This window comes from Fictibacillus terranigra (genome assembly GCF_030412265.1).
GTDB classification, from domain to species: domain Bacteria; phylum Bacillota; class Bacilli; order Bacillales; family Fictibacillaceae; genus Fictibacillus_C; species Fictibacillus_C terrinigri.
Genome location: NZ_JAUHLN010000010.1, coordinates 31,563 through 56,772, shown reverse-complemented (window position 1 = coordinate 56,772; position 25,210 = coordinate 31,563). Strand labels below are relative to the sequence as shown.

Annotated in this window: 16 protein-coding genes and 8 pseudogenes; 7 read left to right on the top strand and 17 right to left on the bottom strand. The window is 40.0% G+C overall.

The genetic code is table 11. The annotated features are described in order from the left end of the window. Positions 1-546: 546 nt before the first annotated feature. A complete protein-coding gene (locus QYF49_RS24355) occupies positions 547-741 on the bottom strand; it encodes an alpha/beta-type small acid-soluble spore protein (protein ID WP_290402179.1) in 195 nt (64 codons plus the stop codon). Positions 742-1,421: 680 nt separating this feature from the next. On the opposite strand from QYF49_RS24355, the gene QYF49_RS24350 reads away from it, so the two are divergent. Together QYF49_RS24350 and QYF49_RS25955 are read left to right on the top strand one after the other, a co-directional pair. Next, entirely contained in the window at positions 1,422-1,577 is a 156-nt protein-coding gene (locus QYF49_RS24350; protein WP_290402178.1) for a hypothetical protein, read from the top strand. 429 nt (positions 1,578-2,006) lie between these two features. Continuing rightward, a pseudogene (locus QYF49_RS25955) lies at positions 2,007-3,504 on the top strand (phospholipase D-like domain-containing protein). Between the two features lie 1,259 nt (positions 3,505-4,763). Here the strand turns inward: QYF49_RS25955 and QYF49_RS24335 are convergent. Further along, positions 4,764-5,471 carry a DUF421 domain-containing protein gene (locus QYF49_RS24335; RefSeq protein WP_290402176.1) on the bottom strand — a complete coding sequence of 236 codons (708 nt, stop codon included), beginning with the start codon at positions 5,469-5,471 and terminating at the stop codon, positions 4,764-4,766. Between the two features lie 847 nt (positions 5,472-6,318). On the opposite strand from QYF49_RS24335, the pseudogene QYF49_RS26075 reads away from it, so the two are divergent. Further along, positions 6,319-7,056: pseudogene (locus QYF49_RS26075) on the top strand (IS4 family transposase); the annotation flags it as partial. A 229-nt stretch (positions 7,057-7,285) separates the two neighbouring features. On the opposite strand, the gene QYF49_RS24325 reads toward QYF49_RS26075, so the two are convergent. After that, the gene (locus QYF49_RS24325; RefSeq protein WP_290402174.1) at positions 7,286-8,038 is read right to left on the bottom strand and encodes an alpha/beta fold hydrolase; all 753 of its coding nucleotides are present in this window, start codon (positions 8,036-8,038) and stop codon (positions 7,286-7,288) included. Positions 8,039-8,390: 352 nt separating this feature from the next. Here QYF49_RS24325 and QYF49_RS24320 point away from each other — a divergent pair. After that, positions 8,391-8,921 (top strand): annotated as a pseudogene (locus tag QYF49_RS24320) (RNA-guided endonuclease TnpB family protein); the annotation flags it as partial. A 1,111-nt stretch (positions 8,922-10,032) separates the two neighbouring features. On the opposite strand, the gene QYF49_RS25950 reads toward QYF49_RS24320, so the two are convergent. The 9 genes and pseudogenes from QYF49_RS25950 to QYF49_RS24270 all read right to left on the bottom strand — a co-directional run bounded on the left by QYF49_RS25950 (position 10,033) and on the right by QYF49_RS24270 (position 17,057). Further along, entirely contained in the window at positions 10,033-10,278 is a 246-nt protein-coding gene (locus tag QYF49_RS25950; protein ID WP_354005875.1) for a polysaccharide deacetylase family protein, read from the bottom strand. A gap of 403 nt (positions 10,279-10,681) precedes the next feature. Beyond that, positions 10,682-10,864 carry a hypothetical protein gene (locus QYF49_RS24315; RefSeq protein ID WP_290402173.1) on the bottom strand — a complete coding sequence of 61 codons (183 nt, stop codon included), beginning with the start codon at positions 10,862-10,864 and terminating at the stop codon, positions 10,682-10,684. 829 nt (positions 10,865-11,693) lie between these two features. Continuing rightward, positions 11,694-11,852: a multicopper oxidase domain-containing protein gene (locus tag QYF49_RS24310; RefSeq protein ID WP_290402172.1), complete on the bottom strand. Its 159-nt coding sequence runs from the start codon at positions 11,850-11,852 to the stop codon at positions 11,694-11,696. A gap of 157 nt (positions 11,853-12,009) precedes the next feature. Further along, a complete protein-coding gene (locus QYF49_RS26115; RefSeq protein WP_290402171.1) occupies positions 12,010-12,123 on the bottom strand; it encodes a DUF2268 domain-containing putative Zn-dependent protease in 114 nt (37 codons plus the stop codon). A 112-nt stretch (positions 12,124-12,235) separates the two neighbouring features. Next, positions 12,236-12,784: a DUF2268 domain-containing putative Zn-dependent protease gene (locus tag QYF49_RS24300; protein WP_290402170.1), complete on the bottom strand. Its 549-nt coding sequence runs from the start codon at positions 12,782-12,784 to the stop codon at positions 12,236-12,238. A 695-nt stretch (positions 12,785-13,479) separates the two neighbouring features. After that, positions 13,480-14,280, bottom strand: a complete 801-nt coding sequence (locus tag QYF49_RS24295; protein WP_290402169.1) for an ExeA family protein — start codon at positions 14,278-14,280, stop codon at positions 13,480-13,482. After that, positions 14,273-15,628, bottom strand: a pseudogene (locus QYF49_RS26070) (DDE-type integrase/transposase/recombinase). The gene QYF49_RS24295 and the pseudogene QYF49_RS26070 overlap by 8 nt, the downstream one beginning before the upstream one ends. Positions 15,629-15,666: 38 nt before the next feature. After that, on the bottom strand, positions 15,667-16,179 hold the full coding sequence (locus QYF49_RS24275) for a DUF6431 domain-containing protein (RefSeq protein ID WP_290402189.1): 513 nt from the start codon (positions 16,177-16,179) through the stop codon (positions 15,667-15,669). Positions 16,180-16,413: 234 nt separating this feature from the next. Further along, positions 16,414-17,057: pseudogene (locus tag QYF49_RS24270) on the bottom strand (spore coat protein). Between the two features lie 186 nt (positions 17,058-17,243). Here QYF49_RS24270 and QYF49_RS24265 point away from each other — a divergent pair. Both QYF49_RS24265 and QYF49_RS24255 read left to right on the top strand, forming a co-directional pair. Next, positions 17,244-17,771, top strand: a pseudogene (locus QYF49_RS24265) (DUF6944 family repetitive protein). A 401-nt stretch (positions 17,772-18,172) separates the two neighbouring features. Further along, positions 18,173-19,666, top strand: coding sequence for a phospholipase D-like domain-containing protein (locus tag QYF49_RS24255; protein ID WP_354005874.1), 1,494 nt, complete (start codon positions 18,173-18,175; stop codon positions 19,664-19,666). A 135-nt stretch (positions 19,667-19,801) separates the two neighbouring features. On the opposite strand, the gene QYF49_RS24250 is transcribed toward QYF49_RS24255, so the two are convergent. Together QYF49_RS24250 and QYF49_RS25945 are read right to left on the bottom strand one after the other, a co-directional pair. After that, entirely contained in the window at positions 19,802-20,101 is a 300-nt protein-coding gene (locus QYF49_RS24250) for a hypothetical protein (RefSeq protein ID WP_290399956.1), read from the bottom strand. A gap of 703 nt (positions 20,102-20,804) precedes the next feature. After that, complete coding sequence (locus tag QYF49_RS25945) at positions 20,805-20,885, bottom strand: putative holin-like toxin (RefSeq protein ID WP_353051232.1); 81 nt, start codon at positions 20,883-20,885, stop codon at positions 20,805-20,807. Between the two features lie 920 nt (positions 20,886-21,805). Here QYF49_RS25945 and QYF49_RS25940 point away from each other — a divergent pair. Further along, a pseudogene (locus tag QYF49_RS25940) lies at positions 21,806-21,880 on the top strand (sigma 54-interacting transcriptional regulator); the annotation flags it as partial. Between the two features lie 212 nt (positions 21,881-22,092). Here QYF49_RS25940 and QYF49_RS24245 read toward each other — a convergent pair. The 3 genes and pseudogenes from QYF49_RS24245 to QYF49_RS26065 all read right to left on the bottom strand — a co-directional run. Further along, positions 22,093-22,383 (bottom strand): hypothetical protein, encoded by a 291-nt coding sequence (locus QYF49_RS24245; RefSeq protein ID WP_290402165.1) that lies wholly within the window; start codon positions 22,381-22,383, stop codon positions 22,093-22,095. Positions 22,384-23,388: 1,005 nt separating this feature from the next. Then, positions 23,389-23,574 (bottom strand): DUF2187 family protein, encoded by a 186-nt coding sequence (locus tag QYF49_RS24240; protein ID WP_290402164.1) that lies wholly within the window; start codon positions 23,572-23,574, stop codon positions 23,389-23,391. A gap of 467 nt (positions 23,575-24,041) precedes the next feature. Then, positions 24,042-24,163, bottom strand: a pseudogene (locus QYF49_RS26065) (ATP-binding protein); the annotation flags it as partial. Positions 24,164-25,210 lie beyond the last annotated feature (1,047 nt).

The following is a 25,210-nucleotide window of genomic DNA, read 5'->3' as shown; positions in this document are numbered from 1 at the left end:
TTACCAAGTTTCTATGGGTATTATCCTATCCAAAATATGGTTTTTAGAAGTAAGGAATGATTTAAATTCTTCTGGATAAAGAGTTCCGTTGATATGTGATGGATATAGATTTGGCTTTACTTTAGCTGTGTTCTTTGGAGGATATATTTCAAGGACAATTAATTGTGAGACCGTGACAATTCATTGATAACAGAGCAAAATAAAAATATGACAACCATGGTTGAAAGAGAATGAATTTTTCTTTTACGATCAACAAGAGTGACAGTATGTTGAAATTCCATGAATGACATAAGAGAGAGTTTATATGAAAAAAGGAAATGTGAGAGATATCTTAGAGTATATGGGAGAAAAGGGGGCTATTTAGTGATTGATTTTTTCCCCTTTATTAAGAAAAGGGTAGGGTATTCCGAAATACACGGATAGTTAACCATAGGTATTATCAAGTGATTATTAGAAAGCTGCATTTTAATAAAAAGAGTTCATCCATTATATGTAAAAAACAAATCAAAGAAACCCAAAAATGGGTCTCTTTGTTGCAATTAACAGTTACTGCCCTTGTTGATTGCTAAGTTGTTGTTCTGCCATTGCCACAAGACGCTTTGTCATGTGGCCACCAACAGCACCGTTTGCTCGAGCGGTAGTATTTGCACCAGGTTGAACTCCAATCTCGTTGGCGACTTCTTGCTTCATTTGATCTAATGAATTTTGTGCAGTAGGTACCAAAGGTTTGTTGTTTGCCAAGATGCATCACTCCACGCACGATTTTTTGAGCATCGAGATACTCGTAATTATATTAACCCGATTCCACAAAGAACATGCGTATTTACTCATTAATTTTGTTCTGCTGTGGTCCTGTGTTCTTTATTAGCTCGTTAAAGGACAATAAACGTGATAAGACCATTTATAACGTTAGACTCCAATGTTTCTTCCCTGAATTAATTTTTCAAAACAATTTTAGTCTTATTAAAAACAACTATAAGACAGAAATCCGCTGTAAAATAGCTGAAATTGTATTGCCTCCTCTTTCGCGATTTCTACGATTGCCCTGCTGCATAATTACGCAATAGTTCAATTAAAAAAGGACAAGCTAGTTAACCTGAAGGAAATCCGGAAGCAATTCTACAAACAAAACCCTGAATTCGGCCAAATAAGCCTAAATTCAGAGTTTTTGTGTTATGCGAACGAAAAGGAAATAACTTCGTCCGTCACCAAAAACATATCTGCCGTTTCCCACGGTTTTCGTCCTCTCTCTATCCTATGTATCATTTGGCAAAGGGTGCCCACTTTTTATTTTCAAAACCCCATAAATACGTTGTACGATGTATATTTTGCATTGTAACGATCGCTGGGATATAACTTCTATTAAATACTGGACCTACATCTGGCCGTTCTGTATACCTACCAGCATTCAGCAGGTCGAATTGACGGAGAACCTCGAGATTGCCATTGACCGTATGCTTTCAGGGCATATCGACATTGACGGCATTCCGATGGCCGACAAAACGATTGAAGGGTTCATTGTCACTATCGTTCACGAAAACAACGGGCACCTTGTCATATTTTTACGAACATCCTAGCTGCTGTTTTTTATCATCTTTGATATATAAACTTTGCAGTTTCGAGGTTTACCATCAGATTTCTATACGTTCCATATATTGTTGGTTAAACGGGAGGAGGCTTGTTCTTATGAGAATATATGGCCAAAGGAGATTTATGGTAGACGAAGTAAGAATGGATTCTACGAACAAGCACTCGACCTGTTTTCAAATGACAAGAATGTCTCCCTCTCATTAATTGTACTTGTTTAATCCAAGGTGTTATTCATCATTGCAATTGAATTTTACCTTATAGTTTTTTATTTGCTGCAACGATCTCCTTAAAATGCAGATAAAGCCCGAAAGCATCAGTTATCCTCCTCAGGTTGTCCATTTTTCGACTATGATTAAAGTTGTATACTTGCGTAACTCTTTACAAATGTTAGAGGATAAAAGGAGGAATTTTTGTTGATGTGGATTTTCTGGTTATACATTATAAATACGTTCTTTATGTTAATCGTAGCGATTCGTGAGGTTCGCCGGCCAGCCAAGGCTTTGAATTGGTTGGTTTTCTGCCTCATTTTACCTATCATCGGTTTTGGACTTTATCTCAGTACTACAAATCCTGAACGTATTCGTCGAAAAAGATTGACTTCTGAACATCATGAAGAAGGGAAGTTGCCGGATTCATTTAGCCCCTCAGCCTCCCTCATCGCTCATGCGTTAGGGAAATTGAGCGTGCATGGACTTCGGGCCGGAAAAGTCCAAATACTATTAAACGGTATAAAAACCTATGAAAGGCTGTTTGAATCCCTACAGAACGCCCAAAAAAAGATTGATCTGGAATATTACATCTACCGGGATGATCAGATTGGCAGACGAATCACGGAACTTCTGCTCGAACGGGCTGCGGCTGGCGTGAAAATCCGCTTTGTGAGAGACGGTTATGGAAGCCGTCAATTTCCGCATCATAAAATCACTGAGATGATGAATGCAGGAGTTCAATGCCGGTCCATTTTTCCATTGCGCTTCCCTTGGATGTTGTCTCACTGGAATTATAGGGACCATTGTAAGATTGTACTGATCGACGGAAAGGAAGCTTTTACAGGTGGGATCAACGTAGGGTATGAATACACAGGTTTATAGTCAGATGTAGGGTGCTGGCGTGATACTCATTTGCGAATCACAGGCCAATCGCCTACGGATTTGCAGACTATTTTTGACACCCACTGGAACATCGCGGCGCCGGAGATAAAGTCAAGGACACAACAAGATCAACATAAACAACAAAACGGTCCAAAATCACAGAACAAGCCCAAACCGGTTAGGACAGGTCTTTCCGTAAAATCCGCACAATTGCGTACTGAGTTGGGCACATTAACTGCCAATGCAGACAGGTCAAGGATAGAACCGTTGCAGAAAGCGTACATTCAAACATTCGAAGGTAATCCAGGCGTTTCTACTCCAGTCATCCGGGAGGCTTACTTTATTTTACTGACACAAGCAATCAAGAGTATTGATATTACCACCCCCTACTTTGTACCAGATACAGATATTATCGTGGCGCTAAAGACAGCTGTGGCACGTGGTGTTCAAGTAAGATTGCTGGTTCCTCGGCACGTAGATCAAAAAATCGTAGGCCTAGCAAGCCCCACCTTTTACGGAGAGCTATTGGAAGCTGGGGTTCGAATCTACATGTACGATAAAGGATTGTTGCACGCGAAGGTTATGATTATCGATGGGGAGATTGCTGAAGTTGGCGCTGCGAACTATGATATGCGAAGCTTCCGCCTCGCATTACGAGGTGTGTGAAGTGGTGTATAGTAACGATGTGGCCAGGGAACTCACAGAGCAATTCGATCGCGATCTTGCTGATTCGGTGCAGTTGACCATGGAAGACTTACAGAAGCGCTCTCTTTCACAACGCATCATTCAACAAGGAGCTCGCCTGCTTTCTCCATTGTTGTAGCATAATAGCGATTTGAGACACATATAAAACCTCATCGTTAGGCGGCTGGCCCAAAATTCCCTGGCACTAGCCTAATTTTTTTCTTTCTTTATATAACATTAAATAATTTAAAATCACACCATCATTACTCATGAAATTTGAGTGGAGGACTCAATTACCGCATTGTCCAAACTGTTTTTCCACGTGTGATTTAACTAATTCGTAAACAGAACAGGTCGGGTTGAAGACAGGCCTAGGCGTTTCTAATCATTTTATTTATTAGAAAGTGATGATAACGTATAAACCGATCGCTTCTATGCTCTACTCCATTCCCTGTGCTCTGCTCCATAATCTACTTAACTTGTACGTGGTTCGCTTTAGTTTGGTTTTTTATATTCTAATTCCCTTGTTCCATACATAACAATACTATCAGTAGTATTCCCCTAATTCGTCTCCATTCTTCTTAGAGTGGAGACTTTTTTTCTGAGGACCCACCCCCGAACTTACTAACCCCTATGTACGTGAATCGTTGTAGCGAGAGGGGGAGAGCGTATTCTCCCCTTCCCTTGTGGTTTTCCGCATTATCCGACCGATATCCTCGGGGGCTATGCTGGTTCGGATGCAGCTAGTTGTATCATTGTTTGACTGGATATCCATTATGGAATAAATCAGAAAAATAGCAAGATATATTAGAAAGTGTCAGCTCAAAGTACCACACCCCCATTTTTTAGAGGGAGTGTTATGGAGGGCAGTTAAACCGCCTGTTCTGCAACGAGGGGATACCGTTGTAATCATTACCCCGGCAGATGCCAGTATTATTAACTAGGATATCGAACCTTAAGAATTCTTGGATTTAAGGTCGTACTTGGGAAACATGCGTATGCCTCGACGGCTCTTTTGCGGGGACAGATGAGAAATGCGCATCTGATTTGATGATGATGTTTTTCAATAAAGAGGTAAAATGAATCTTTCCAACAAGGGGAGGGGTATCGTGAATTCTTCCTTACCTGGGTCACATTCCAAAGTTTGATGCTGCTTGATTTTACTTCTGGAACGCATCATGGCTAACTTCAATACGGTAAACAATACACTAACGTTTCATTTGATTTTGGCACTACGAGTTCTTCCCCTAGACCCACTTTTTTAAAAAGCAGAAAAAGCCTCATCAAACTTGTGGAACATTTTCGATTTAACAATACATTTTTAGGCATTTAATTATCCCTGCATTATAGCGTTTCCGTTCCTAGCTGTATTTTATCACGACTCACCTTTGCGTTTTCTTAATTATCTTCACCTGGTTTGTAGGAATATGGCCCTTTATCCTCATTATGAGGGTTGTTTGTATCAATGTGCAGTGTCCCGGAATCGGTAATCGTCGCCAGGATAATGTCTCTTACAGTAGTACCTTTTTGCTTTACCCTCTTTAAAAGCCACTCCCTATCTAATTGCAGATACTTCAGGTTATGGTCGATAATTTGGCCATCCATAATGACTGGAATCGGAATGAACTCCTTTTTTACTTTTACTTTAAGATCTCCCGGCTGCACTGCCCTATATTTTGATTTTGGAATGACGCTGATCTGACCATTGTCTTCCATCGCCGCCAATGCGATATTCCGGGTATCAGTATGCCCATGTACCCGTAATTGTGCAAGCAGTTCATCCACTGGCAGACGTACCTTCCTTAAGCCTTTTCGGTCTATGTCCCCATTCCGGATGAGTACAGTAGGACTTTCATAGAGAATCCATCGTAATTTATTATTCATCGAAATAAACATTAAGATTTTATAAAACACCACAATCATAAACGTATACAATAGAGCTTGCCAAACACTATCCCTTTGAAGCGGCTGACTGATCACATTCCCAATAATTAAGATAAAAAGCATATCAAAACTGTGCATTTGAGATATAGCTTTTTTCCCCGTAAATCTTAAAAACAAATACCCAAACAGAAATATCATGAATGCTCGATAAACAAATTCCATAAGTGTCTCCTCTTTTAAAACGTACAATTATTATGGACCAAAAAAACAGTATTTCATACTTACTCACATAAGTTTTAACCCTTTCTTTATGAATCTTCACTTCAGTCATAAATTGAGGAAAGTGTTGATAGGGGATGGAACATTGTTTATACATTGCTGCCTAAGGTATACCGACAAGATTTCACATTTTATCCCATGGTCTTAGGTGGAAGTATGTTTCAGGCATTGCTTCACACGATGCTTCGCTTTACATCCTCGATTGGTCATCATATTTTATTGCGTTTAGCTTTGGCTTCATAAGTGAGAGACGCTTCAAGGAATGCATGGTTTTTAGTTGATGCCTGGGTGGTTTGTTGAAAGAGGATAATAATCGTATTTGATCATATTGTTTTAAATTTGAACTTCCTCTTTTATCTTTGAACAAAAAAGAATGAAAAAAAGAATATTTTTGCATCAGAAAAACATGACCTGTCTTCATTACGAGGATTTTTTGTATGAGTTAATGTGAGATTTTGATTATGTAAGGTGCCTATCCCGAAGCTTACGTTTGTCGAGCATTGGTTTTTACTGACAAAACCACCCATTGAGGGTGGCTCTGAAAATTGGACTTTTTTTAATGATATATTATATTTATAATCCAAAGTTATAAAATGGTGAACCCATTTGCAAATTAATGAACCGAGGGATTGAAGTACTCTCCCTAATGAAGATTCCAAGAATGATATGTACCCGGATCAACCTGATTCTAAGGAGACCATTGGTAATTATTCTGCATTCGGGATCAAACGATTAATCATTTTTGCGAATTCGTTTAAAAAACCAGAAACAGGTCTTCCATTTCTGGCACATTCCGGACATGCTTAAGCGCGCCATCGCTGAAGGAATTGAGGCCTCGTACGTTTCTTGATGGATACATGGTTTACCCAACAGCCCCTCATCCAAGCCATCACTCACCAAGGGCTCGATGTCATTTGCATGGTTAAAAATACGAAACAGCGCTATTTATACCGCGGGGAGTATTTAAAGCAACTCTATCGCTTACTGCACCTACTGGAAGGATGGATGGGATTCTGCATTCCATTCATACAGAGATGACAAACGGAGTCGAGGTTAAAATCGTATTCGTCCAAAATCGAAACAAAAAGAGAGACTGGCTTGCGATACTCAGTACCGACGGTACACTAAGTGACGAAGAGATCATCAAAATCTACGGGATCCGCTGGGACATTGAAGTCTTTTTTAAAACAACCAAGTCTCTGCTTAAGCTGCAGAAGGAGTTTCAAACACGTTCCTATGATTCTCTCATCAGCCATCCACCATCGTCTTTACGAGGTACCGTTCCTGGCAGAATCGCTGCAGTACAGATCAGCGAACACTTTGGGGGATGTTTTATGAATTATGCGACGAAATTCATGATCTTGATTGGGCAGAAGCCCACCAACAATTGTTTGGGCTTCTTGAAGATGCACTTGGAAAGAGCTCGAAGAAAATAAGGAACATGATTAAAAGTCAACTTCAGCAATGGATTACAGGTTTGCCCAACTATATCAAGGCTTATCTTCCTGTTTTAACATGCGAAAGTTGAGTTAATTAATATAGTTGTTCAAAAAAGCCCTCAGATTTAAATGATCTAAGGGCTTTTCGTATGCATTAAAAGGGATATATCAAATTTTTACGCTACACCGACTAAAAAAGGTACCTTGCTCTATTTAACCTCTGGGAAGGAGAGCATTACAATAAATCTTCCCCAATATTTGATTCTTCTAAATCAGGGAAATGCGCACTTTCTTGGAACAATACCCACTTACTGTTTTTTAACTCCGTATGTGATTATAAATGGCCAGCCCGGTATTTCGGTCATGAATGCCTGTCATAATTAAAGCTGGCGTTTTTATTGCTTTCAGACGGTCTGTTAGCGGGCATGGCACGGGACATTTTTGCAAAGTCTTCATCATTAGTCCTGTGTTTTCAAGACCGCTTTCTTCCCACAATTTCCGGTTGAATTTTGCAACTTCCTGATTTTCAAACAATAGCCGATCTACTGTATCTGTATCTGCCATGTCCCATACTTTTTTGTACAGTGTATTTATATCAAAACGTTCTTCAATCATCCACTGATGAATCTGTTTAGACAATTTAGAATCGCCTATGGACATAAAACTTGTGATTTGGACCAATCGACCGATATCGGATGAAATTAAACTCGGTGCAGACAGAATCATTTTTCGAATATATTGTGGATATGCATAAGTGAATTCCATAACTAATTCAGCACCAAAATAGTAGCCTAATAAACCGACTTTTTCGACTCCCAGCCATTGTATGATTTTGTTAAAATCACAAATTAACTCAGGAATCGTATAGGCCTCGTCGGATTCCGGCTTGTCGCTTCTTCCGCAACCCCGTTGTTCATAATAAACTGTCCTCTCAAAAGTATAATGATTTCCTCCAGGGCCCCCGTGGATAATCAGAAGAGGGATTGTTTTCAGAACCCCCCTCCCCTCTATTTTTACCCAGTGCCTCACATTGTTAATATCAACGTAATATTCACCATCTAAATGCTTCATAAAAACCACTCCATATGTATCGATTCTTTAGCTGCTCATTATTTTGACAGATGGCGGGAATGTTCCTTTTGAATTGGAGTTCCCCGCAATTGAGCTAAATTGTCTGTCAGCACAAACAAGATGACGAAGAGGATAATGGTCGTTTCTAAAGCCGCGTTTTTGCGGCTTTTCCAATTTGCAGGTTAAAAACAGGAAAATTTACTCATTATCCCAAAAATAAATTAAATTATTATACAGGTAGGTAGTTGCGTATATTCTGGAGAAAGTGTGGTGCGGAAGTTGAATGATATCTCTTTTTTCTTACTGCTACAACTATTTCCCTGCAATTTTTACCACACTTCTGAAAGCTGAAAAAGATTTCGCAATACTGTCTAATGGTACGAAATACGAAAATCCAAAATGGTTGAGATAAGTTGAAAAAAGATTAGCTTTTTTTCAACGTTCTTTGTCAAGCAAAAAGAAAGGTTCAAGCAATCGCAATAAGATTAGATGGCAAGTCGCTAAACTCAATGAAAAGATTGCGAATCAACGAAATGATTTTCTTCACAAAATAAGGAATGAAATCACAAACGAAAACCAAGTCATTGTGATGGAGGACTTGAAAGTGAAGAATCTGCAAAAAAATCATAAGTTAGCCAAAGCCATCAGTGAAGTATCTTGATCTAAATTCAGAGAATACCTTGACTATAAAGCAGTATGGAAAGGTCGTGATATGATCATCGCACCTAAGAATTATGCAAGTAGTCAATTATGTTCTGGCTGCGGTTATAAAAACAAAGATGTAAAAAATCTAAACCTTCGTGAATGGACTTGTTCAGTATGTGACAGCCATCATGACAGAGATGTAAATGCAAGTATCAACTTGCTAAAACTAGCCATGTAAATGGTATCTTCCATAGGGGCAGGGACTGTCCTCCTTATAGCTTGGTAAATATAGATAGCTAGTAAAAGTGTCTACTTCCCAAGAAGCCCCCACTTGAAACAACCCGTAAGGGTGTAAAGTTTTTTCGGCGAGATCCTTAATAAGTGCATCCAGATCCAGATTTTCAATATTTCTTATATATCTTTTTATATATTTTATTATCTAGTCAAATCGTACAATTATCAGACTTTCAGATGAGAACCCAAATGGAGTGACAAATAGTAAGCCTCTGAGGGCTATAGCAATTTCTTCACAGGACTGTGCATTCTCCACACGGGAATGCCTTTTTCTAATTGTATATCTACATTATATTACGCGAATATTAGATATGAATAAGTAAAAAGGAGTAAGCTATGTTAATCAAACTTATAAAATTCAATGTACAAATTTCTTGGTTAGTTGGATTCTGTATGAGTTTTAATATAATATTTTATCCGAACATAGGGTTTACGTTAGTGCAAGCTTGGTTTATTATGATGTTTTCCTTTTCCTATGCCGTTTTGGGTTCTAAGTTACTTAAATCACGTCGCCGAATTGGATAAAGGTAAATAAACTTTTTCCTCACAATAAAACAAGTCAGAAAACGGAATCCCTGGCTATCAGGAAGGAAATACGGTTTACTCCGGGTGCCATGGAAATTGGCTAATGTTTCCAGTGCTATTGTGAAGATGAGTGATCCGTTTAATGAGCCGAAACAACGATAAAAATTTGATACGATAAATGTACAAATAAACGTATAACATGATTTAATGTAAAAGTCGTATGAGTGTGGTTTTTTCGAATAATTACTACAGATCTTTCTTATCGTGTCATATCATGCTCTTTACAGCTGACTATACCGTACCTTTTCCCTGTTACCGCTCCATTTTTGAGCCTTTTTCATTTTATCAGCGCTTCCACTTCTTAAATCCAATTTAAAAAGCACTGTTTCCTTTGGTGTAGTAGAACTAAATATTTTTCCTTTTTGGAATTCCCCAATCTGCCTTTACCGTCCAGCTGCAATTAATAATACGTTTTTCCCTCATAAGATCACTGACGGTACCCAGTTGGTACCCTTTTGCTTTAATATTGGTTACATGGTTTTCAGCCCTTGAGCAACAGCCTTTGTGGGATGCATAAGAACTATTGATCCATTTTCTACTTTCGACACAATATGCCTAACCATTTCCGAAGGCGTAGGTTTTTTCCAATCAACCGTATCGACCGTCCATAGAATGGTTTTCATGTCGAGTTGATCAGCCACATCAACCGTTACCTGATTAAAGCTCCCACTTGGTGGTGCAAACCACTTAGGTTTTACATCAAGGTTCTCTTTAATGGCATCATTGCGTCTTTTTTAATTCTTCCATGGTTTCATCCTTAGAGCGTTGTTTGAGATCGGGATGACTATAAGCATGGTTGCCCAATTTCATGACCCTCTTTTTTAATCAACGTAGCTAGATGAGGATTCTTTTAAACCCAACTTCCGTCAAAGAAAAAGGTTGCCTTGGTTTGATGATCATTTAAAATTTTGATGATTCTTGAGATATACTCGTTTGCAACATTGATTAACAGAGCCAACCCAACCCATTATACCCGGGTATGGCCTTCCATACTTGGTCAACTTTTGCGTTAATCGGCTTTATTTTATACTGGTCACTGTACGCTTGAATTTTTATAAGTCTATCTTTATGAACTTCTGAAGAAGTTGTGACTCTAACATTAGACACTGGCGATGTCGCTTACATGAGTTGGTAGAGATCCCTAACGGGAACACTAACATACTTGAAAGTAAAAAAAAGTGCCCTGATCTCCTCATCTTCTTCACCTTGTACAATATCTTCATCTAGACCATTGATAAAGTCTTTCCAATAAGGCTCAAGATGGTGAGGTAAAGTTTTTACTGCATGCTCGCTTTGTATCATTGAAAAACCTCCGCAAATAACTACCTCTTAGAATAAAACGCCATTCATGTCTTAAGGTATACAGTGGATAAAGTACTATTGTTTAATGGATTATTTTGCTCGTGGTGCATATACTGGATTGTTCCTTTAAACATGGGAGTAAATAACATATATAATCCTTCTTTTTTCTTCAGAATATAAACTTTAAATTAGGGGAGAGTTTAGCATTGCAAACTGCACAGCAAACCATGGTTAGTATCCCATTCCCATCACAGTGGGGTATCCACGCTGCTATAGCTGCGAGACCTATCGTTTGGGGCGCGCTCATCATTAACTCTATTACAGATAATAAGGTTATTGGGACGGTTAATTTTTCGCGGAACACCCATTCAAATCAATGGATATTGGGATGAAAGTACCAAACAAATAGGATTTGATTCACCCTATGCCACATTTTTTGGTAACTTAACTATATATGATGATCCCCCGATTAAAATTCGGCATTTTATTTTAAGCGGACGGCTTATTATGAAGCCACCCTCTTTACAAGCAGGCGAGTATGGAACTTGGGTTGCTACGACCGAAACAGCTCTCACCGGAATTCCCATTAGTAGTACTAATTTGCCGCCAGTTGGAGTGTTTTTAACATCAAATTTACTGGTTCAGCAGCACCAGCAGAATTTTGGGGGATATTCGGGGTTCAACAGAAGGTTTGGCCTATTTTAGTAATTAATGGGCTTTCCAAGGTTTATTTTATCTTCTCGTCAATCCAGCTCGGATTAGAAAGAAGGTGAAATATTCCTTTTATTTTGTCGCCGGTACATCCAAATGGGCACCAAGTAGCGGATAATCAACCGGTAAAAAGATGCTTCGAGGGGAGATTGTTGGTGCATTTAATGAATAATTTCTCTCCACTTTCCACCTCAATTGTAGGCGGATAGCTGCCTTCATACCCCCAAACCTTTGTATCATTTAACTCTCTATAGAGGGATTGCTTAAATTCCACCATATTAACTTCGTAATAAGTATGAAATTGATCTTTCCGATTTTAAGACAGGGGGAACGGGAGTTCATCTACGTCCTTCCCTAGAAATTCTCTCTTGTTTTGGTTTTTGGTAACTCTTTTAATTCAACATTAAAGACTTGATCGTAAAAATAAATCGGATTTAATATGCTAAAAATTGCTCTGAAGGCAACGATGTCATATTCTCAATGAGCGTTTCATTATGTTTTTCAATAAACCATTTTACTAAAAAATAACCGATGGAATATCCCCCCAAAATGGTAATCCCTGTTGCTCATCCCCAAACATAAAAGAATCAGTAGAACTTCCTTTATCAAAAATATGAAATTTATATTTTGCATCCCAATAAGATTGAGCTTGCTTCTCTGTTAAGCTTCTTTATAAGGTCCTAGACATGCGTCACCTAACACAACTCCTACAAAATGTTCTGCTAAACCTTCTAAAATCATTCGGTCAAGTAAAGTTTGGTTATCTTCGCTGATTCCTAGCTTAGCTATTCTCCAATGATGATGATACTCGTGAACGATTTCTGACTTTAATGTGGACCGTATTTTTTCATTTGGATAAACTATAAAACACATTTTACCTTCCCAATCAGTAAAAGCAGAAACCCCGCCGAGTTTATCTTTAATAAAGTCATCATTCTCATCTAGAATAAACAACTCAAATTGAATAGGTTTTCCCGAAGGATATTTTTGTTGTAAACTTTCCAGTTCTTTCTGTATGAAAGATTCGAATTGAAATCGATGCATCCTCTGTACTTGTTTTTCTAATAAAGTGATATTTGTATTCAAATTAACCATGCCCAGAAATAACATTGAATCTAAGTCGTCCTTTGATAACTTAAATGATTTTATAAATAAATCTTCCTTCTCTTTTAAGGGATTCAATTTAAATTCATTAATAAACTCTTCCATATGCAATAACCTTGGAATTGACTCCACCGTTTGTTCTATTTTACTAATATGATTGCCTCCTTTGGGCTTGGTGAGTATTCTAGCCCTTGTTTAATAAAATCCTCTTTATCAATTTCTTAATTTACTATCGTTTTTGCGTAATTCAGTGCCTGTTTATGAGACTTTTAAATTAATTGGAATTTTCTTATCCATATTTAGTTTAAATACGGATTGACATGATTATAGAACAAAGGCGTTTGGAGTTGGTATTGCTGCCAAATGATAAGTGGTAATAATGGGAGAGTGAAAAATATCTGCATATCTAAATTCTATTTTCTTAAATTTCCGTAAATAATCCGTCCAATGGTCTGCCTTGTAAAGGATTACTGGTTACCGGATGTTGATCCTGTCCCTGCATCCCGGTTCCCAGTCTCATCATGTTTGAGGCGAACTGGTATTTGAACACACATCAACCCTATAGGAAATAGTTAAGAACACAACTGGTTATCACCTGAATACGCAAATTGCCTGAGAATTACTCTTTAAAACGGATAACACCACTTCCCCAGGTAATTAAAAAAGGAGAGTACCACCCTCCATCGGAAATAGAAGGTTGGCTGTTAATGACATAAGATTTCGTCCGGAAATTGACAGTTCTTTTTGTCCCAAACCTAACGGTTTTTTTGTCCAATAATATAGAGGAAATCGAGGGAGAACTATGCCAGTTCTCCCTCGATTACTTTCTTGACCATGCGATCATCAATGATTCTGTTGCCATTCTGTGCCGCAAATAGAAGGCAGTGCGTTGCCAGTTTATTGATGAGACGGGAAGCGCCACTCGAGTAACTGAAGATCTCACCAATGGCGGATTCGCTAAATATATCACGTCCCACTCCAGCGTAAGTTAGATGCTTCTTTATATATTGCTTGCTCTCCGAGCGATCGAGATGATGCAGTTTGAACTGGATGTCAATACGTTGGCGGATTGCAGCGAAGGATTGGAGCTGGAGACGTTCCCAAAGCTCAGTCTGCCCGACCATGATGAGAGCCATTGGGCTCTGGGCATCCATACGGAAATTCAGTAGGAATCGCACTTCTTCCAACATTTCGCGATCAAGCAGATGTGCCTCATCAACCACTACGACAGGGGTGAGTTTATGTATCCCTTTCATCAGTTCAATCTCACGATGCAGCTGACGTTTGGCATCTCCCCGGTAGAACTTGGACTCGAGCCCCAGCTGTTCTAACATACCTTTGTAAAAATGTCGGGGCGTCAGCTTTGAATCCGATAGATAAAGCAGTTTATAGCGAGACGGATCTAACTGTTCGGTGAATCGGCGGATGGCAGTCGTCTTTCCAAGGCCGCATTCACCTGTCATCACAGCGAAGAGCTGTCGCTCTGCCGCGTAATTTAATCGGCCGATAATCTCTTCGAGCTGGTTCGATTCGTACAGATCGTTGGTAGGTATGTTGCGAGAGAACGGCGTCTGGCACATCTCAAAGAAGGCTTCAAACATGGTTCGTGCCTCCTTTGCCGATATGCCGGAAGCTCACCGCTGGTACAGTTGGGGTAATGGCAGATGCCTTTCGTTTTTCATTTGCCTTTTTCGCACCTTGGAGGAGACGGGATGAACCGACAGGTTCCTTTGTCATCTTCTCTGGCAACGACGGTCTTTTCCCTGTTTTTTCCGAGATGACCATCTCAGATGCCTTCCAACTGTCAAAGCCAGGGTAATCGACAATTAGTTCGCTCGTATCCTGGGGATCGAAAGTGATCTCCACCTGGCAGCCCACGAAATTAATGCCAACTTCATATTTATGGTCCTGGAAACTGATACAGCCGGATTTGTCCACTTTTCGAGTCTCCGCATGCAGGAAGGCATGCGCCAGTTCCTCCGCCGACACGGTACGGATCTGGGTGGATTCGCTACGGAACGCCTCAAAAGGTGTCTTGCCGTTGATCGCACTGTGCGGCTTATGGATGTAACGCTCCTTCAACCACACTTCGAGCCATTCCCTTCAGCTCTTCGAGCGTTTGCGGATTTTGAAGCTTCACCTCTTGAAGGAATTCATCAAAAGTCCGGTTAAAACGTTCTACTTTTCCTGTTGATTCCGGTGAATACGGGCGGGCGTAGAGGAGACGGGTGCCGAGTCTTGAACAAGTTCTGGCCATCCATTTAGTGCGATATTGTTTGCCGTTGTCAAAGTACACGCTTTCGGGAACTCCGTGCTTGCGAATGGATTCACGGAAGGCGTCCTCCACACAGCGTGCATCGAGCATCGGATAAAACGAAACGTGAAGAGGAAAACGTGTCGCATCATCGAGAAAGGCGACCATGTACACCTGCTTTTTCGTGCTATTTGGGCCGATGGGAATGAACGGACCGTATTTAATATCTGAATGCCATAGGGCATTTCGGCAGCGTTTTTGGAAACGTCGTACGGCACCAGAGGTTTCATGGTACATCTTCATCTGACGAGCGCTGTAGCCACGCTTCGCCAATCGTTCCTGTAAGGTGGAGCGTTTCAACGTGCCTTGTTCTACGATGCCGTCCCACTCAAGGATTTGGATAATTGAGGCGATGCTCCTGCTCGGCAGTTCTCTTCTTAACAGGATGGCCTTTTCTAATACATCGTCCTGCAGTTCCCGGGGATCGTTCGGTAAGGTTTCTGTTTCAGCCCCTCATATCCCAGGTCTCTGAACTGAGAGACATAGCGCCGAACTGTGCGCTCAGAGACACCGTGCCTTTCACAGATCTGCGTGCGAAGCTTATTCAGCTCCTGCGAATCTAGCTTTTCATCTAATAGTGGCGCAATCATCTGAAATCGATGGGTCGCCTTTTCTTCCGCCTTTGACCTAACCATCTTCCACACTCCTTCACATTGGATAATTGAAGTGTAGATTAATCGCTCATGGACAAAAAGGCAGAACGGGTATGTATCCAAAAATGGTGGTTGGTGACTGGACGGACAATTTTTGCCAGCCATCCGCACGCTCCACCAAACCATTGTCCAATTCGTTCATGTACAGGCAGCTTCCGACTGGACAGGTCGATAGCCGAGGTCTCATCTGATCCAAGTTGAATGAGCAGCGATTGAAGGATGAACAGCCAATAATCAATTAGCTCAAAAAACCAGCTTCTCCAACGATAGATGGTAGATTCATCTGCACCCACCGTCAGGTGGGCTACTGAGAGGACAGTCTCCTCGATAACTTCGGAACCATAGCGTCTGTAAGGTACCATGATGTCAGGGAGCTCATGATGGATCTTCTCACACTGTCTGCAGCGCAGTCTCCTGATGATAAACTTGCTGGACACACCGCTATCATCTCTCAATTTTCGCTCTCTTGAACCGATGACCTTGAAATCCAAGCTGTTACAACATGGACAAGGAACCCTTTCTGTACACCGAATAAAAAACGCCTTTATTGGCGCATTCTTCTATGATATAATGAGAGACAATAATCATATTGTTTTGAGGGACGTCTTCCGTCGCGCCACTGGTAATGGCCGACATTATGGAAGGCGTCTTTTCCTTTCTCCAGCCTTATTAAGGACATTATATCCGTCAATTCCTGGACAAACAACCCCATCAACTTTTGGACATTATTGAGCAGCAATTACAGTTGGCATCCTCCATTAATTTATTTATTGAGGTATATTATTGTTATTGTTTGGCATCTGCTGATTGACCTGTGAAGGTGCATACATAGTTAGCATTTGCTGCATGTCTTGCGGTGCTAACTGTGGTACTTGGTAATAATGATGTTTGTTCTGATATAGTGAAATTTCATACGCCATTTCAATACAGTTTGGAACCGAATCAGCAAGTACCCGACGGACAACTGGGTTTGTTGTTTCAAGTGCTGCCATGGTTTTGGCAGAAGCGTTTGCCTTGACTGATCCAAGCATGCAACCGGAAATGCATTCGTCTGTAATTTCTTCCACCGATTGAAGCGGTTTTTTAGGCTGAGATGTTTTTAAACCATATACGAAATCATTCCCCTGATTCATCTTGTAACTTTTTGTTGGCTTTGAGGATCTTGACCGGTGGAAAAACACTCCACTGTTATGTTGTACTCATCTTGCATAAACGTATATTGACGGTCAATGATATTTAACAGTTCTTGGTCTTTTACATGAGGACGCAATAACATGTATTGGTTAAGCGTACCTACTGTTCCTGACAGGACTTCGTGTACATCAAAAACCTCATGTCCTCCATGATTCAGTTGTGGGGGGATGTCCCCTACATGCATATTTTGGTGCATTCGTGCCGAATTTTCCATCATTTTATATTCCTCCAGCTGTTAGTATGTATTAACCAACAATAAATTATTCTTTTCTCATTTAACGACACTCATAGCCGGTTACCTTTCCTATTTCGTCTATATCCTAGTTCATGCATCTTTTCGAAATGTTGTTATTATTGCGGTTATCGAACATGTTAACAGTGACAACCATCTATTATATTGACGATGTTTATTGGGATTAGCAGTCACAACCATTTTCAAGAGGATCTAAATCTGTGGGGAAATGTCTTACAGGCAACGGGGAATGCCCTTGAAGCTGACGGACAAGGCACCTTTTCTCTGGAGTTAATCGGAAACGAGCTTCAATCGAACGGAAATCTTACAGTAGTTACCGGTATCCTAATCGAGTTCGAGGAAAAAACTAAGCAGTCTTTAAATTTTTACTGGCAATTGGATTCAGGCTTTAGGAGGGCTTGTTGCTCTGGCGGATGAATTTGAAGACAGTACTGACAGGGACAAACAGAAAATATTATCTGTAACCTTTTACATGCTATCGGAAACTCTATACAGGCTTTAGGGGGAGCGTACGAACTGCAATCAAGCAATAATTATTATGATCCTTGTGATCGATCTAGCGATAGCCAATCTTTGGTTATTACAGGGAGTTGGATACAAGCGGTCGGTTCCGTCATATCTGTCATTGGCCAGATAAAAGAAGAAAGCCAGGAAATCGCATTAAACATTTATGAATAGCTAAATTCTTGTTCAATATCTTGCAGGCGCGGATTCAAAGAATCCACGATTGTCTGGGCTTGTTGGGCTCCGTTTTGAAACAACGTTACTGATTTTATGTATCAAGAGCAAAAGTCTCAACGACTTGCCTGACTTTTTAATCTAGTTCGTGAGAGGATAAAACGGTTTTCGCTTAACGTAAAGGTTAGCTCTTGAGCATTTGCGATTGTCTTAAATTTTTCGAACTGTTTTAATCGCTTACCTCTCAGTAACGATCCCTTAAAATCAGATAAAACCCTAAAACGTAAAAAACACTATCCTCCCCTGGTTATTAATTCCATCTTCTGTCACTATGACCAAAAGTTGTATACTTACATAACTATTTACACATGTTAGAGAATAAAAAAAGGAGGGGATTTTTGTTGATGTGGATTCTTTGGCTATACATAATAAATACGATCTTTATGTTAATCATAGCGATTCGTGAAGTTCGCCGGCCAGCCAAGGCCTTGAATTGGTTAGCTTTCTGCCTCATTTTGCCTATCATCGGTTTTGGACTTTATCTCAGTACAACGAACCCTGTTCGTATTCGTCGAAAAAGATTGACTTCTCCGCATCATGAATCACACCAGTTGCCTGATTCATTTAGCCCCTCTGCCTCGGTCATCGCACATGCTTTAGGGAAATTGAGCGTGCATGGACTTCGGGCCGGCAAAGTCCAAATACTTATAAACGGTATTAAAACCTATGGAAAGCTTCTTGAATCGCTGAAGAGCGCCCAAAAAAAGATTGATCTGGAATATTACATCTACCGGGATGATCAGATTGGCAGACAGCTCACGGACCTGCTGCTAGAACGGGCTGCAGCTGGCGTGAAGATCCGCTTTGTGAGAGACGGTTTTGGAAGCCGTCAATTTCCACAGCATAAGATCACTGAGATGATGAATGCAGGGATTGAATGCCGGACCATATTTCCATTGCGTTTCCCTTGGATGTTCTCCAACTGGAATTATCGGGATCATTGTAAGATTGTACTAATCGACGGAAAGGAAGCATTTACAGGTGGGATCAACGTAGGGTATGAGTATACAGGTTTAAAGCCAGGAGTGGGATTCTGGCGTGACACTCATTTGCGAATCACAGGTGAAGCGCCTTTCGATTTGCAGACTATTTTCGACACCCACTGGAACATCGCAGCGCCGGAAAGGATCAAGTCGAAGACACAACAAGATCAAAAAAAGCATCAAAACATTCCAAAATTGCAGATACCGGGCAAGACAGGTGTTTCCGTAGGGTCGGCACAATGGCGTACTGAAATGGGCACGTTAAAGGGTATAGACAATTTCTCAAGGATGGAACCATTGCAGAAAGCATACATTCAAACGTTAGAAGGCAATCCTGGCATTCCAACGCCGGTCGTCCGGGAGGCCTACTTTATTCTGGTGACACAAGCTACCAAAACCATTGATATCACCACACCTTACTTTGTGCCCGATGAAGATATTATCCTTGCTATAAAGACAGCTGTGGCCCGTGGTGTCCGAGTAAGACTACTGGTTCCTCGCCACGTAGATCAAAAAATCGTGGGTCTTGCAAGCCCCACCTTTTACGGAGAGCTGTTGGAATCCGGGGTTCAAATCTACCTGTACGACAAAGGGTTGTTACACGCGAAGGTCATGATTGTCGATGAGGAGATTGCTGAAGTTGGCGCTGCAAATTACGATATGAGAAGCTTTCGGCTTAATTACGAGGTGTGTGAAGTCGTTTACAGTATCGATGTAGCACGGGATCTCACAGAGCAATTCGAGCTTGATCTTAGTGATTCGTTGCAGTTGACCATGGAGGATTTACAACAGCGCTCTCTTTCACAACGGATAATTCAGCAGGGAGCTCGCCTGCTTTCTCCATTGTTATAAGTAAAATGTAAAAGAAAAAGCATGGGACCCATTTATTTTTACTTTACCGGTATGTAAGAAAACATGATGCTGCCTTCACATACGGTCCCCATAGATATTTGATAATCTGTCTGTCCACTTTTCCCACGGGTTTTATTAAATCCATCCATGCCACGGACATCCACAATTAACGGGGTAGCAACCATAGTTTGCAGGATAACCATAATAATATCCTTTATAATGTCCGGGTGGATGGTGACCAGGGTTAGACCCTGTACTATGATGAGACTGCGTCCCGGAATCAACAAGTTGCTGAATCAGTTGTAATTGCTGTGTTGTAAGTACGTTTCCTGTTGATGGCGCCGTACCCCAATACGGAAATTCCCGTGGAAGGATCATCCCCAGCCCCTGTTGTGGGTTATCAACGTAGTTTGTTATCAAATTATGATTATTCATTGTGTCCTCCTTCAAGGTTTCGCTAATCCTCATCAGTGTATGTGATTTTTGACAAATTGCATTAGGTAAAGCACCAGTTTTGTTAAAGCACTTCATAGAAACAGGGAGTGTTTTTTAATTTGACGAATTCTATATGGTGTTAAATAGATTTTTTCGCAGGGGGAACTGTATGTATCTCATAAAAAGCCACTATTGATTAAGAAGACTTAACTTTATCAGTAGGTCTCATTGTGCAGCCTTAATTATTTTCCAATATCATTCTAACCATCGCTTTTTCAATGCTAAATTTAATAAACAAAAAGATCTGAAAAATTCACACTGGATTGTATTCAATATCAGTGCTCACATTCCTTACTCAGGTCTAAAAATATCTAAATCTTCGTACTGGTGCATCTCCATAATAGAAATACGCTCCCCAAGTCGAGTTACCATTTCGAATGGTCAAAAAAAATTCAACACTTACACCAATGCTCCTTTTTTATAAAATTGAAGAACAATAAATAGAGCCCAATCCTAGCTAATTCCTTTACTTGTAAAAGATAAAAACAAATTATATAATTAGATTAGAGAAGGCATAATATAAAAAGAACCCTGATGCGGGAACATCAGAGTTCTACAGCTTCCCGCAAGAAGTGCGGCGGCTCGAATCGAACATGAGAAGAAAAAGTAATCACCCATTAATTCGTCTGGCCAGACAGGGTGGTTACTTTTTTGTGTTTGAGATGATTATTACGATTAAGGTTGCGAATGCTATCATGAGTGTTAAAGCTTCGTAAGTAGTCATCATCGGTTACACCCCCCTTCTTTCGGGGATGCCACCGCCACCCTGCTTATGTAACTGCATTTTAATTATACAATACCATATCAGCCTTAAAATCAACTGGAAGACCCCATTTTGGCAGGGTTTTAATTTGATACTTTTACATAACCAGCATTACTGACTTTATTATAGTCTCTATTATTAATAATAAAGAATAATATATGATCCTCTGTAACTATAGTTTCATTTTTCCCTAAATCACTCTTCGCAGTTACTAGCGAGTCATATAAGAACCCTCTAACCTTTTCTCCTTCAATACTTAACATCATAAACACTCCAATTAACGATTTACTATATTATTTGAATGATATGCACAAAAAGCGAACATACGCTCTAAGTATACACTATTCTTGTTGGTAAAAGTACAGCTATATATAGCTATAGCACACACTTTTCTTATTCGAAGAAAATCTCTCCATAATACGATAAACTTCTTCTAGTCTTATGAAACTAATTTAAGCAACGGTCAATAAAAATGATCCGGTCCTCTAGTTTTTGCAGCTACAGGACAAACCTGTAGGAAAAAATATCTCTTCAACTAAACCAAATTTAATGTTCCAATTACTTATAAATACCATTCCTTGTTACGCCACCCAATGGCAGCTAACGGAACGGATCTTTGCCCTTTTGTTGAACATATCCAGTACTCGGTACATATTTAAAATCCTACGAATTCCTCAATATTCAATGATGGAGCATAACTGGGAAGAACAAAGGAGGAAAAAGACAGCCAATCTCCTTTTTACTAACTTTTAATGGTTTATTCGACAAAATACAAATGTACACATAATCGTATATGCAAGCAAATACGATTGTAAAATATTTGATCATACAACATGATTATTTGAGTTGTATTAGTTCTCACACATTCAAAAAAACGCCATTTCCTAGATGAATTTGGTGATATGATATACCATCTCCAGGCTAAGCTGTTGAGGGTTCTGCAGCAAAAAGAGTTAGTCTGAGTCGGCAGAACTGAAGTAATTTGATGTACGTTTGATTGCGGCAACAAATCGAGATTTAGAGACTATAATTTAATAATAAAAATGTTGTTTTTGTTGATTTTTACATTTGATTTAGGCATTATCATCAGAACAGTTTTTCTATACGTTTATAAACTGATAGAGAAGTCCTTCTAATTCAAATTGAATGAAGGGAGGTTTTTGATTGGTTAATCGACACCAGCAGCCTGGCGCATGGATTCCAGGAGGAGTAATGGTGCAGCAACAACATAGTCATCATAGCAGCCAGCATAGTCAGCATCACATGCCACACACCCAGCACGCTCAATGGCCGCATGGACATCATCCCCATCATATCCATTGGTCACATGGACACCATGTACCTCATCCTCACACCCATCCGGCACATTGGACACCTGTACAACATGGTTTGCACACTCATCCAGTACATTGGACACCTGTACAACATGGTTTGCACACTCATCCAGTACATTGGACACCTGGGCACCAGGGACAGCATCAGTCCCATCCTATACATTTTGTGCCTGGACAGCAGGGGCAGCCCCAGTCACAGCCAATTCACTTTATGCCCGGTCAGTACCGGGCATCGTCCACTAACTGATACTGCTAAGCACAGCTATTCTGCAAGAATTGCAGTGGCTAAGTAAATAAGGCAACAAAAAAGTAACCTATACCTACATTGGCCGTGCAGGGTGGGTTACTTTTTGTGTTGATAACCGCTATTACTACAACGTTCAGTGATGAGAAAGAAATCATGAGCATTGGTTTATCAGTAACAGTAACCATCAGCGACACCCCCTCTAATTAAGGGATTGCCACTTCCCACCCTGCAAATGAAGCTGTACCAGTAAATTAAAAAGTATTTTACACATAATAAAAACACAATTGTTTACGTTTGGGTACAAATAAACAATTTAATTTATGCGGGTTGGAATCGCTCCAAAGTACCATGCTCAACACTTACACCAAGGAAAATTGAAGAACAATAAATAGAGCCCAATCCTAGCTAATTCCTTTACTTGTAAAAGATAAAAACAAATTATATAATTAGATTAGAGAAGGCATAATATAAAAAGAACCCTGATGCGGGAACATCAGAGTTCTACAGCTTCCCGCAAGAAGTGCGGCGGCTCGAATCGAACATGAGAAGAAAAAGTAATCACCCATTAATTCGTCTGGCCAGACAGGGTGGTTACTTTTTTGTGTTTGAGATGATTATTACGATTAAGGTTGCGAATGCTATCATGAAGTGTTAATTCAACTGAACGCGTCGTTGTATTTTTTTAAGCCCGTTTCCGTTTTATCCTGGTTTCGGCGTACTGTATTTCCATTTCGCTTTATAAGACGATTTAAAGCCTGAGTGCAAAAAACAACCATAGTTCGATTTTCACCATTAGGTAATTTATTTATTTTCCCTTAAGCAACTTATTACGGCTATGCTGAACAATTGGTAAAACATCACCTATGTATACAGAAACTTCCTCTCAGTCTATGATTATTTTATACTTGCGGTGAGAGACCACGGTTTTGTCATTGGCAAATTCTTGACGTGAAGGATTTTTGATAATCTTAACAATCACCGCATGGTCACTGGCTTTCTCCACTACACCAATAATGCCTTCATCAAACAAAACTTTTTCTCCAATAACTGCTTTTTTGATTTCATCCATAAGTACCCCCCCTAATCTGTAAGTTTGCTTCTCTCTTTGTGCACAATCTATTAAATGCGCTTACAAAATTAGATTCGTTATAATTTTTTAAAAACCTGCCGACAAAGTATAAACTACACTATTGCTTCTCCAAATAAATCCACCATCGTTTAATACTTTTACATCCTGTATCCTAAAAATTTGGGGGTTTATGAATTCTTTGTAATTTAGTAGATAAAGTCATCAAAAAAGAATAATTTTTCTCAGTAAAGAGTGAAATGTCAATATCCCCCCAATTTAGCCGAAAAAAAATCCTCATTTTTATCGGTTACTTTAGTGCGGAGGCGGGAAAAATACCCGCCTTCTTCTTTTATCTTAAACGATAAGACTACCCGTTGATGTTAAATGTAACAGCATGATGCAACAGGGGGTCCATGGCTGTTCTGTTGCCAGCACATCATCGTCAAATACTTTTCACCACTCGACTTATTGGAAGTAAGAGTAATAGCCCCCTTTTCATACCTACGGGATACGACTTGGAAAAACACATTATAGCTGCCCGTTCATCAAATGGAAAGTATTCCACTTCATCATTAATCAGAAGATCAGGCCGGCTACATTTGCCGATTAGCCGGGAAAGAGTGCCTGTGGCTTCTACCTTTTGGCATTCGGCTGCCACGTAATCAGCCGTTAAAATTAGCGCTGTTGCTCCCTAAGTGATGGCTTACAAGCAAAAGGCAACGGCCAAGTGAGTTTTGGCGACACCCGGCGGCCATCGAAAAAAGCACCTAATGTTTAAGGTGCGCTTGTAATAAGTGTCTTCTGGTACTTGATATATCCCATCTTCCTATTATTTCGCATGATTTATTAATGTCCGCTTCTTGACTCGGGCTTTTGAGTCACCGTAGTAATGTTTCCGCTGAAGTTTATCAAGAGTTTACATTGTTAGGGCAACGCTCCCATAAAAACAATTCCTGTATTCCTACTAACGTGGGATCCAAGGGGAAATTGCCTGGCTCCTCGTTATGATGCCAAATAAACCAGGTACGGTTTTCACCCGGTTACGGACAACATCTTTAAAGTGGGAGAATAAAAAGGTATTCTTTATCAGCGTAATTACAAAGATGCTTCGAATTGTGGGATACAATCTCAACATCCATATCAATCTTTTGAAGATGGGTATGCAGATGTAATACGGGTTTTGCAACTATGGTGTCACGGCTGAAATCGTGCTTACTACAGAAAAGGATGGGAACAAGAAGAACACCGTTATAAAATTACTTAAGATGTAAAAAAAGTAGACGGTCAGTGGAAAGTAATTTACAGTAAATTTGATAAATTGTTTTAAACCAATTAAACAGATAGACTTATAATGATATGTAGGTACAGCTACATAGACAGGGTGGGCGGCCACCCTTTTCTCTACCCCGATTTGCCTTAATGTCAAAGGGGAAAGCGGGTGATGGCCGAAGTGATAGCAAACGCAGGAATAGATGTACCAACAGCCATGTTTATCATCGCGTTAATCAACTTAGTGATTATTATTGTCAAAGAGATGACAAAAAAGTAATCCCCCCCTGCCACCACAACAGTTAAGATTACTCTTTTGTCTAAAAGGTGTTTAGTTGTAACGGTGGCCGTCCTTCTTAACGGCGTG

Excerpts from the sequence above, each read along its gene's own strand:
- QYF49_RS24250 (WP_290399956.1), bottom strand. The coding sequence starts at position 20,101 with ATGAATAATCATAATTTGATAACAAACTACGTTGATAACCCACAACAG.
- QYF49_RS24240 (WP_290402164.1), bottom strand. The coding sequence starts at position 23,574 with ATGGATGAAATCAAAAAAGCAGTTATTGGAGAAAAAGTTTTGTTTGAT.
- QYF49_RS24315 (WP_290402173.1), bottom strand. The coding sequence starts at position 10,864 with ATGATACAAAGCGAGCATGCAGTAAAAACTTTACCTCACCATCTTGAG.
- QYF49_RS25945 (WP_353051232.1), bottom strand. The coding sequence starts at position 20,885 with ATGACTACTTACGAAGCTTTAACACTCATGATAGCATTCGCAACCTTA.
- QYF49_RS24310 (WP_290402172.1), bottom strand. The coding sequence starts at position 11,852 with ATGGTGGAATTTAAGCAATCCCTCTATAGAGAGTTAAATGATACAAAG.
- QYF49_RS24295 (WP_290402169.1), bottom strand. The coding sequence starts at position 14,280 with ATGTTTGAAGCCTTCTTTGAGATGTGCCAGACGCCGTTCTCTCGCAAC.
- QYF49_RS24300 (WP_290402170.1), bottom strand. The coding sequence starts at position 12,784 with ATGGAAGAGTTTATTAATGAATTTAAATTGAATCCCTTAAAAGAGAAG.
- QYF49_RS24335 (WP_290402176.1), bottom strand. The coding sequence starts at position 5,471 with ATGGAATTTGTTTATCGAGCATTCATGATATTTCTGTTTGGGTATTTG.
- QYF49_RS24325 (WP_290402174.1), bottom strand. The coding sequence starts at position 8,038 with ATGAAGCATTTAGATGGTGAATATTACGTTGATATTAACAATGTGAGG.